This window comes from Acinetobacter sp. CIP 102136, assembly GCF_000369685.1.
Classification (GTDB): domain Bacteria; phylum Pseudomonadota; class Gammaproteobacteria; order Pseudomonadales; family Moraxellaceae; genus Acinetobacter; species Acinetobacter fasciculus.
Map to the genome: position 1 here is coordinate 178,393 of NZ_KB850140.1, position 10,106 is coordinate 188,498.

General features: G+C 43.0%; 9 protein-coding genes. 4 read left to right on the forward strand and 5 right to left on the reverse strand.

Annotated features, from left to right (window positions below; all coding sequences use genetic code 11):
- Positions 1–105: 105 nt before the first annotated feature.
- The gene (locus F893_RS01070) at positions 106–705 is read right to left on the reverse strand and encodes a hypothetical protein (protein ID WP_005108413.1); all 600 of its coding nucleotides are present in this window, start codon (positions 703–705) and stop codon (positions 106–108) included.
- Between the two features lie 330 nt (positions 706–1,035).
- Positions 1,036–1,581, reverse strand: a complete 546-nt coding sequence (locus tag F893_RS01075) for a glutathione peroxidase (RefSeq protein WP_005249624.1) — start codon at positions 1,579–1,581, stop codon at positions 1,036–1,038.
- Between the two features lie 190 nt (positions 1,582–1,771).
- On the opposite strand from F893_RS01075, the gene F893_RS01080 reads away from it, so the two are divergent.
- Positions 1,772–2,668, forward strand: a complete 897-nt coding sequence (locus tag F893_RS01080) for a DMT family transporter (RefSeq protein WP_005249626.1) — start codon at positions 1,772–1,774, stop codon at positions 2,666–2,668.
- Positions 2,669–3,101: 433 nt separating this feature from the next.
- Here the strand turns inward: F893_RS01080 and F893_RS01085 are convergent, their stop codons facing one another.
- Genes F893_RS01085 through F893_RS01095 form a run of 3 tightly spaced genes read right to left on the reverse strand, consistent with a single transcriptional unit; the run spans position 3,102 to position 6,063 of the window.
- Positions 3,102–3,671, reverse strand: a complete 570-nt coding sequence (locus tag F893_RS01085) for an L-threonylcarbamoyladenylate synthase type 1 TsaC (RefSeq protein ID WP_005249628.1) — start codon at positions 3,669–3,671, stop codon at positions 3,102–3,104.
- Between the two features lie 41 nt (positions 3,672–3,712).
- A complete protein-coding gene (gene dprA, locus F893_RS01090; RefSeq protein WP_005249630.1) occupies positions 3,713–4,852 on the reverse strand; it encodes a DNA-processing protein DprA in 1,140 nt (379 codons plus the stop codon).
- A 56-nt stretch (positions 4,853–4,908) separates the two neighbouring features.
- Positions 4,909–6,063: a LysM peptidoglycan-binding domain-containing protein gene (locus F893_RS01095; RefSeq protein WP_004732589.1), complete on the reverse strand. Its 1,155-nt coding sequence runs from the start codon at positions 6,061–6,063 to the stop codon at positions 4,909–4,911.
- A 120-nt stretch (positions 6,064–6,183) separates the two neighbouring features.
- Here F893_RS01095 and def point away from each other — a divergent pair, with 120 nt between their 5' ends.
- The 3 genes from def (at position 6,184) to F893_RS01110 (ending at position 9,377) form a co-directional block, all read left to right on the forward strand.
- Positions 6,184–6,714 carry a peptide deformylase gene (gene def, locus F893_RS01100; protein WP_004644875.1) on the forward strand — a complete coding sequence of 177 codons (531 nt, stop codon included), beginning with the start codon at positions 6,184–6,186 and terminating at the stop codon, positions 6,712–6,714.
- A 92-nt stretch (positions 6,715–6,806) separates the two neighbouring features.
- Positions 6,807–7,217, forward strand: coding sequence for a DUF2946 family protein (locus F893_RS01105; RefSeq protein WP_004644876.1), 411 nt, complete (start codon positions 6,807–6,809; stop codon positions 7,215–7,217).
- Between the two features lie 72 nt (positions 7,218–7,289).
- A complete protein-coding gene (locus F893_RS01110) occupies positions 7,290–9,377 on the forward strand; it encodes a TonB-dependent copper receptor (protein ID WP_005249632.1) in 2,088 nt (695 codons plus the stop codon).
- The last annotated feature ends 729 nt before the right edge of the window (positions 9,378–10,106 follow it).

Genomic DNA, 10,106 nt, shown 5'->3' on the forward strand with positions numbered 1-10,106 from the left:
TTGATCTAAATATAATTTTTATAGTCCATAATAGTATATTGCCTGCAAGGCGATTGAGAAAAACATGTTTCGATCAATCGCCTCAAAATGAGATCTTTAGGTATTTTAAGTATTGTCCTGATCAGTATTGCTCTCTGATTCCTGATCTGGATTCTGGATCAGCAAGCCGGCCAGTTTGACCATTTCGGATTGCACATTAACCATCTGGGATTCAATCTTTTTCAAGTTCACTTGGCTGAAATCCACCTGACCGTTTAAAAGGGGAGAAGCCAGAACTTGCTGATTGGCGGTCATGATGTTGTCACGAATCTGGTCAATTTCCTGACTTTTTAAGTTCAGGTTGCCCAGTACCTGATTAAAACTGCTGAGTTGCTGTTGTAGCTGGGTCGCAGTGGACTGCAGCTGCTGGGTATCTTTGGCTTCGACCGCCGTTTGCAGTTCGGTCTGGGTCTGTTTTAACTGTTCTACATAACTGCCGGCCTTGAGCTGCAAGTCGGCTACATCACGAACCATATAAAACATATTGCCCGATTTAAGCTCGGTTTGTGCTGCTGAACTCTGTTGCTGAGAGGCTGGTTCCAGATCTGAGGTCGTGGTATCTGCCTGTTCAGCCGGTGCTTCGACAGCCTGTTCACAGCCCATCAGTAAAATTCCAGAGCTAAATAATGCGAAAGGAAGGACAGCATTGGCAAGAATCTTGGACATGGAATCAGGGTCTCGATACAGGTGATGGAATTTTAATAGTATCTAATATAAGGACAAACTATGGAGATAAAAAAGATTGTTGCAAACTCATAACAATTCTTCTGGGTTCCGAATATTTCATTATTTAAAAACAGGAAAAAGTTTATTAAAAGCTGGTAAAGAATTACTTTGCTCTCACCAAATTGGCTTGTTTGGCCTGCAATCACTTTGAAAATGTTTTTAGGTGAATTTTAATGCAATTAAATAATCGTTTTTAAATAAAAAAAATAAGTATCTACCAAGAAAATAGATACTTATTTCAAGCTTGATGCTTATGAGAATAATCGAGAATTATTTTGCAAGTTCTGCATTCACTGCATCGACAATCCGTTGATCATCTGCAGTAATATCTGGAGCAAAACGTGCCACTACTTCACCATTTTTATTGATCAGGAATTTTTCAAAGTTCCAGAGCACTTCTGGTGGCTGATTTGGGGTTAAACCATAATCGACCAGATCTTTCCACCAAGGGCCTTCACCGATACGTTCCGGTACAGCCTGCGTAAGGTTGGCATATAAAGGATGCTTGTCTTCACCCGCGACAGAGATTTTAGCAAATAGCGGGAAGTCAACTTTATAATTCACTGAGCAGAATTCCTGAATCTCGGCTTCGCTACCCGGTTCCTGTTCCAAAAAGTTATTGGCAGGGAAGCCCAGAATTTCCAGACCTTCCGCTTTTTTGTCCTGATACAGTTTTTGTAAGCCTTCATATTGCGGCGTCAGGCCACATTTAGATGCGACGTTAACCACCAGCAAAACCTTACCTTGGTACTGGTTTAAAGTGGTTTCTGTTCCTTCAATGGTTTTGACTGGAATGTCATATACAGAGCGAGTCATTAGATTTCCTGTTTATTGCGACTGAACGGTATTTGTTTTAACGGGTATTCGCTTTCAGTACAAGTAAAAACAGGTGAGCTCAGTTACTTAAAGCTGCAAATTGCCTCAATATTATGTGAAAAATCTATTATGCTAGGATGCGCGAATACGCATAGCTTAATAACAAGACCAGCGACTCATGGATGAAAGTATGACACAGCAACAAAAGGCAGTCTGGTGGGCCATGGCCTTACCACTGGCCGCAGTTTTGATTTGGTCTCTGAATATGACTGTCACCCGCTATGTGGCAGATTATATTTCTCCCATCAGTATCAGTTTCTACCGCTGGGCCTTGGCCTTACTGATTTTAACTCCATTCATGTTGCCCAAAGTTAAAGCAGCGTGGCCGGAGATCCGTCCATATCTCGGGCATTTTGCTGTTTTGAGTGCGCTGGGAATGGTGCTTTATCAGGGGCTGGCTTATAGCTCGGCACACTACACTACTGCCACCAACATGGGCCTGATCAATGCCTTTATTCCTATTTTTACCATTATCGTGGGTATTTTTGTTTTAAAGATTCGCCCGACACAGGCTGCAGTGCTGGGAAGTCTCTTGTCCTTTATTGGTTTGATGTATGTCATGGCACAAGGGCAGGGCCTGCAGTTTTTAACTGTCGGTGAAAGTTATATTGGCGATCTGTTGATGTTGATCGCAGTATTTTTCTATGCCTGTTATGGCGTGTTTCTGAAAAAATGGCAGATTCAGATTCCACTCTTAGTGAGCCTGTATATCCAGATTTTTATGGCCTTTCTCTATCATATTCCTTTGGTATTGATTTTAGGTCTGGATAGCATCAATCATGCTAATGCAGCCAGCATTATCTATGCCGGAATTTTTCCTTCTATTGCCGCACCCTTGTTCTGGATGATGGCTGTGCAACAACTTGGTCCCAATCGCAGCAGTATTTTTATGAATCTGATGCCTGTCTTTACCGCAGTAGTCGCATATTTGTGGCTGGGCGAAGCCTGTACCATGTATCACAGTATCGGCGGTGGCATCATTTTACTCGGAATCCTCTGGGCACAATATCCCGGAAGATCCGCTTAATCAGGAATTAAAAGAGCTGATTAAGAATTGTGTCTGATTAAATATTAAGCATTTAATCAATTTTTTTTAATTGAAATCCCCTTTTAAATGCTAATTTTCAAATGTTAAAACAAATAGAAAAATATCGTTTTATTTTAAAAAGAGAATAGAAAGAGCAAGATATTTTGAATATTGGTCAAAAAATGTTTTCTATTAATAGATAATATGTATTATTTGATTGTTTTATTGTACTTGTCGTTGTACTCAGTTTCTTTCATAATGCGCCCATCGAGAATGATCAAGCAAGAAAATCCTTGTTTTATCAGACTCCCAGAGATTTTCTGAACCCTCTGGATGTGATTTATGCACATCCTTTTTTATGCTCAGCCATCCCTATATGGCTGAGCTTTTTTTTGTCTTAAAACTTTAGTCGGGCTTGAGTGTCCCGACTAAATCAGACACGAATAACTACGCCAGTCACTGCATCAATGATCCGGCTTGGTTGCTGACTTAAACCGAGGTCACCATTTAGATAATTCAGGTTCTGGTCAAAATAGCGGATCGCATCCTGCAGTGAGCGGGCAGGTTCCATGCCGGCAGGGTTGGCACTGGTCGAAACGATAAAACCGCCAAAGGCCTGACACAGTGCCACACAGAGTGGGTGAGTGGTTACACGTACGGCTACTTTAGGATGATGACCTTTAATCCAGTCAGGAATATCTTTATTTGCAGGAAGTAGCCAGGTGGTCGCGCGATCAGCAGGTCTGTCATGGTTCCAGGATTCAATCACTTTTTCACGCATTTCTTCGCTTAAATCCTGCAGCAGATGTTCTACCTGTGAAAGATGAGCTGCCAGCAGAATCACACCTTTCTCAATCGGGCGTTGCTTCAATTCTAGAATCTGATGAAATGCCTGTTCATTATAGGGGTCGCAACCCAAGCCCCAAACAGCCTCTGTGGGATATGCCAAGACTTGTCCGTCTTTAAGCCATGCTGCTGCTTCGGCAACAGAGGTAGTGATCATGTGGATACCTTATATTAAACAACAAAGCGCTATTGTGAACTTTATTTGAGAATCCGACAACGTAGATACAGGCCGGCTTGCTGGGTACAAAAACCGAGTAACTCCAGCTCCATCAGTTGACTGGTCAGCGCAGACACTTCTTGCTGTACCTGTGTCCCCAGCTGATCCAGACTCTGTCCCACCCAGTCCAGTTGATTATAAAGACTGAGCAGATGTGGCGGAATCTGCTGAGGTTCTGCTTCAGTAACTTCCATTTTGGTGGTGTTTTCCATCGCTTGCCATTGCGTCGCCAGTGCCAGTTCTTCGATGACCTGCTGTGGGTGATCAATCAGAATCGCACCCTCACGAATCAGTTGGTGACAGCCCTGATGATGCTCACTGTAAATATGTCCCGGAATGGCAAACACGGTTTTGCCTTGTTCGGCTGCCAGCTTGGCCGTAATGAGAGAACCACTTTTTAATGCCGCTTCTGCCACAATCACGCCCAGACTTAAACCACTGACCATTCGGTTGCGCCGTGGAAAATGGTGTTGCAGAGGAAGGGTATCTGGCAGAAATTCGCTGATGACGGCACCGCCATGTTCAATAATTTGCTGGCGCAGTGACTGATGCTGTGCTGGATAGGTTTGATCCAGTCCGGTGGCCATCACCGCAATCGTGCCTTGATGCTGTAGGGCAGCCCGATGTGCCGCTTCATCAATGCCGTGTGCCAGACCGCTATTGATATAGAAACCCTGTTCACTCAAATAAAAGGCAAAATCATAAGCCACTTGCCGGCCATGCGGACTCGGCTTGCGACTGCCCACAATTGCAATCTGTGCCTGAAGCAGGGTATCAGGTCGACCTTGACCAAAAATGATCGGTGGTTTATCTACATAAGGATGCAACTGCTGCGGGTAATGCGGATCGCTATGCAATAAAATAAAATCGCTATCCTGCTGGATCTGTTGCAGACAACGCTGAAATTTCTGTTGCGCTTCTGGGAGGTGTAACTCTTTTAAGCGCTGCACATGATTGACATGAATACCGAGTGCCTGCCAGACGGGTACCTGATCCTGCTGAATGGCATTGGCCAGTTCGGCATAGTGTTGACTGATTTTATAAAAACTCGAAAGAGAATGCTGAACCAGATACCATAACGTAATTGTTTCCAGTTGCGCGCGTGATAACGGGTTCAGCATATTGAGACCTATAGGGTTGTCTTCTTATTATTAAGTTTTTTTATTTAGACAAATATTTATTCATCTAAAAGAGGTGCTTGAATCCCTGCACCCATCTTGATTGGTAATTCACTTTCCAGCACATAAGCATAGCTTAATTGATCGAAGGTTTTAAATACCATGATCTGGCCAATACGCTCGCCCGGCAATTGCACACGTTCTTTAGTTTTAGGATCAGTCACCACTTCACCTTTTTGATTCACGCTAAAGACATGTCCAGTCTGAACCCCATGTGCCGTACCACGGTCAATGGTAACGACACTATGACGTGCTGCTGTACCAATTGACCCCAATACACGCACAATCTGACCACCGGCAGCAATATTTTCTGCATTGGTCGGATAGAACAGAGTCGGTAACATTGGATCGTATTCAGGTAAGACACGATCACCGCGACGTACTTCAGCATTGTAACTATCTGTCAGTTCAAGTGTGGTCACATCACCTTCGCCACGAACTGCAATACCAGATGCCACCTGTTGCAGCTCCAGTGCAGCCGTATATTTCTTGCCGTTTGCATCCGTAAATACATACGGTTCCGCTTCACGATACACCGCATAGCGTTGGCCAACTACCAGACCGTGACCACGTGCATAAACTTTCTGGCCTTTGCCAGCCAGTACGCGCTGATCTGCAGTTCCGAGAATGTAGGGTGTGCCCTGAACTGAATCAGGTGCCAGAAGGGTATAGCGTTCCAGCCACTGCTTGATATGCTCAAGCGGAATCACTGGAATGGTATTATTTAAAGATTCAACCCGAATCTGGGGTTGCAGAGAAGTACTGCCAAGATAGCGGCTGATAATACCTTCACAACCATCACCTTCGTCTTTACCAATAATCGGACGGCCCTGGTAATCGCACATTAACAGGCGGTCACCCGGGAAAATCCAGTGTGGATTTTTCACGTGCTTATTGCTGGCCCAGATTTCCGGCCAACGTACCGGATTTTTCAGGAAACGTTTCGAGATGTCCCAAAGCGTATCGCCTTTTTTCACCACATAAACGTTCGGTGCATTGGCTTTTAATGCCGGTGGATTGACGTTGCGTGCAGGTGCTGCCTCGGCAGAATGAATGGTCCCCATACTGACGCCTACACAAACGGCAAGTGCCAGCATCTGATTTTTAAACCCCAAGGCACTAAAAAATGGCATGCCCTTCAAAACCTTTTTCATTATCATAATTCCTAAAATTATGTGCGTAGTTGCGTTATAATAACGATCTTACACACATTTTTTTGATGAAGCATTCCCTTCATTTGGTTTTTTGATCAATGGCATAATTGAGGACGCAGTATGGCCTTATTACCTATTTTAAGTTTCCCGGATCCCCGTCTTCGTACCATTGCACAACCTGTCGAAGAAGTGACTGATGAAATTCGTCAGCTCGCTGCGGATATGTTTGAAACCATGTATGAAGCACCAGGTATCGGACTTGCCGCGACTCAGGTGGATCGTCATATTCAGCTGATTGTTATGGATCTGTCTGAAAATAAAGATCAACCGATGGTGTTTATTAACCCCAAAATCACACCATTGACTGAAGAAACGCAGCCTTACGAAGAAGGCTGTCTATCAGTTCCTCAAATATACGATAAAGTTGATCGTCCGTCACGCGTAAAAATTGAGGCAATTAATCTGGAAGGTCAAGCATTTGAGCTCGATGCTGACGGACTTCTCGCTGTGTGTATCCAACATGAAATGGATCACTTAAATGGCAAATTATTTGTCGATTATTTATCGCCATTAAAACGTCAACGTGCACGTGAAAAAGTGGAAAAACTGGTTCGCCAGCGTAATAAAGACAAGGTGGCAGTGAAACGCTAGGATCATTTTAAAGTTTATTTAAATGGTATAACAAAGCCCAATTCTGATTGGGCTTTGTTATAATCAACATAAGCATGTTTTAGGAATAGCCTGTGTTTTTACGCGCGGGGCTGCTATTTGCATTTGCAGCTGTGTTTCTACAGATTGCTGTATTTTTACAGCCTTTGTTACCGAAGCAATATCAGGTTGCTCCTGTCTGTGAAACCATCACGCGTGCGCTTTTTATCGCGACAGATGCTCATGCGCAGCATAGCGCTGGCGAGCATAGTCACCTTATCCAATCTGATCATCTTCAACATGATCATCATGATGCCAATCATCAGTGTCAGTACTGTAAGGTTCATGCCAATTTAGTCTTACCGCCGGATCTGGACATCAAACAGGTACTTGACCGGATTCATGTCCGTTTAATTGCCTATCAAAAAACCTTTAAGCATGTCTGGTTTGTCCTTCAACAACTCTTCTTAATTCCTCAGGGGCGAGCGCCACCACTGCCTGCATAAATCTGCATTTTTCAGCTTGGGTTGGTATTGACTCAAGCCGTGCCTAATTTATGTATTTAGTGAGATAGAGAAATGGCTCAGCCTAAATTTTCTTTACAGCCACTTGCGGCTGCGATTTGTGTTGCTTGTTATTCTTCGGTGGTGACGGCCAATGACGCCATGCCGGTTCAGACATTTGCCCCGATTGTGGTGACGTCAGCAGCAGGTAATGATGCCAATGGGCTGATTGTTCGCGCTGATCCAAAACAGCCGATTCAACCGATTCCTGCCAGTGATGGTGCGGATTATTTGCAAAGTATTGTCGGTTTTAGTTCGGTCAATAGCGGTGCCGGTACCAATGGTGATGTGACGTTCCGCGGCATGTTTGGTTCACGAATTAAAATCCTGACTGATGGCACCGAAAACCTGGGTGCCTGTCCAAGTCGTATGGATTCGCCGACCTCTTATATTTCTCCGGAAAGTTATGACCGTATTTCGGTGATTAAAGGCCCACAGACGGTTCAGTATGCCAATACTGGCTCTGCGGCCACAGTGATTTTCGAACGTACACCGGAACAGTTTGATCAAGATCAAAACTATCGCGGTCAGGCCAGTGTCTTGATGGGATCTTTCGGGCGCCTTGATCATAATGTCGAAGTCGCAGCAGGCGATGAACAGAAATATGTCCGACTCAATACCAATCGTTCGGTATCGAACAGCTATCAAGATGGTGATGGAACCACTGTGCCTTCAGATTGGGAGCGCTGGAATGCGGATCTGGCCTTGGGCTGGACTCCGGATGCAGATACCTGGGTAGAATTGACAGGTGGTAAGGCAGATGGTGAAGCTGTTTATGCTGGTCGTGATATGGATGGATCACAGTTTGCCCGTGAAAGTCTGGGTTTACGTGTTGAAAAGAAAAATCTGACTGATGTAATTCAGAAAGTTGAGGCACAGATCAACTATAACTATAACGACCACATCATGGATAATTTTAGCCTGCGTCCAGTGCCGATGAAGCATGATGAGCATACTCATAACATGCAGCCAGCACCCTCTGAAATGCAGGTTACGCGCCGTACTTTAAATACCCGTATGGCGATAACGAGTGAATGGGATCAAAACCAATTGATTGCCGGGATGGATTCTCAGCGCAATACGCATGCTGGAGGAATGACATCCACAAGCATGAATATGCCGCTCACTCCAGATATGAAATTCCAGTCATATGGAGCTTTTGCTGAGCTAAGTCATGAACTAAGTGATAACAACAAATTGGTTGCTGGTGTGCGGGTCGATCAAGTGGAGATTGATGCCTTAAAAACTGGACAGAACCGTCAGGAAACCTTGCCAAGCGGCTTCATTCGTTTTGAAAATACCCATCCAGAACATGATGAAGGTAAAACCTATATCGGACTGGGGTATGTGGAGCGTGTGCCTGATTATTGGGAATTATTTAAGACCGATTATCATGGAATAACTGCAAATACATTTAAGCAACTGGAAACAGAAAAGACCTTACAACTCGATCTGGGTTATCAACATCATCATGGCGCGTTTAATTCTTGGGTATCAGCTTATGCCGGTGTGATTCAGGATTTTATTCTGATGACTTATCCTAAGTCTGCAAACTCTGGGCATGGTCATCCTATGGGTAATGATATGGGAGAAATGCAGCCAGCAAAAATGAATAGTGCGGATTCAAGAAATATCGATGTAACCATTGCCGGTGCAGAAGTTGGAATTGGTTATCAGTTTACTGATGCAATTCAGGCAGATATCAGTGCCATGTATGCTTGGGGCGAAAACACCACAGACAATACGCCGTTGCCACAAATTTCACCTTTAGAAGCCCGTGTTAACTTGCGCTATGTTCAAGACAAATATAATTTTGGATTATTGTGGCGTGTAGTAGATGGCCAAAGTCGTATTAGTGAACGAGAAGGTAATATCGTTGGTTATGACAATAAGCAGAGCGCAGGCTTTGGTACTTTGTCTTTAAACGGTAGCTACCATATCATGGATGGCGTGGATGTATCAGTCGGTATTGATAACGTGCTTGATAAAACCTATACCGAGCATCTAAATAAAGCTGGTAGTGCTGGCTTTGGTTTTGCCGCAGAGGAGCAATTCAATAATATTGGCCGAAATTATTGGGCACGTGTCAGTATGAAATTCTAATTGTTGCTCAGTACTCCAAAAGCCATTGCTCAATAGCGATGGCTTTTTAATTTTTAGCGTTGCAATAAATTTTCCATATTTAAATTGGGCCTATGTATCTTGGAAGAAGACCGGATAAAATAATTTTTGTATATATAAACGCCAGATTGATGAAGAATCAAACAAGAATGGGATGTGAATTGAACGATATAAGTCATGTAATAAAGATTTTTATAATTTAAATTAAAATAAAACAATATCTTATTGTGTTTATGGATGGATTTTGTTGGATGTGCTCAATAAAATTCAAAAATAATAAAAATAAATTAACTATATATAACATTATCTTATGTTTTTATTGGTTTGAAAAATAAACACACGATAAAAAATCTTTGCAAGAAGTGTTGCAAGCGTTCTGAAATACTGTAGAATGCACATCCATCGGCGGTGATGAAGATTAAAACTTCTGATAAAACAGTGACTTAGTTAAGTTTAATTGAGTTGGGTTTTATTTGATAAGTTTGAAAAATAGTTTTCATTACTGGTTGACTTTCTAGAGATAGAGAGTAATATAGCCGACCTAGCTTGCTGGTGACGAATTAGCAAGAAGATCATTAAGAGATTATGAAGAACAACTTGTGTGGATTTTTACTGGTTGATTGATCGAAATTATTTTCATTGATTGATGGTAGAAATTACTCGAAGTTTATTTGAGAAATATTTGTCAGAAAATTGATGAGCCAAGATTGG

Bases quoted from the DNA above. Each gene is read 5' to 3' on its own strand.
- F893_RS01070 (WP_005108413.1), bottom strand. From the start codon at position 705: ATGTCCAAGATTCTTGCCAATGCTGTCCTTCCTTTCGCATTATTTAGC.
- F893_RS01095 (WP_004732589.1), bottom strand. From the start codon at position 6,063: ATGAAAAAGGTTTTGAAGGGCATGCCATTTTTTAGTGCCTTGGGGTTT.
- F893_RS01110 (WP_005249632.1), top strand. From the start codon at position 7,290: ATGGCTCAGCCTAAATTTTCTTTACAGCCACTTGCGGCTGCGATTTGT.
- def (WP_004644875.1), top strand. From the start codon at position 6,184: ATGGCCTTATTACCTATTTTAAGTTTCCCGGATCCCCGTCTTCGTACC.
- dprA (WP_005249630.1), bottom strand. From the start codon at position 4,852: ATGCTGAACCCGTTATCACGCGCGCAACTGGAAACAATTACGTTATGG.
- F893_RS01080 (WP_005249626.1), top strand. From the start codon at position 1,772: ATGACACAGCAACAAAAGGCAGTCTGGTGGGCCATGGCCTTACCACTG.
- F893_RS01085 (WP_005249628.1), bottom strand. From the start codon at position 3,671: ATGATCACTACCTCTGTTGCCGAAGCAGCAGCATGGCTTAAAGACGGA.
- F893_RS01075 (WP_005249624.1), bottom strand. From the start codon at position 1,581: ATGACTCGCTCTGTATATGACATTCCAGTCAAAACCATTGAAGGAACA.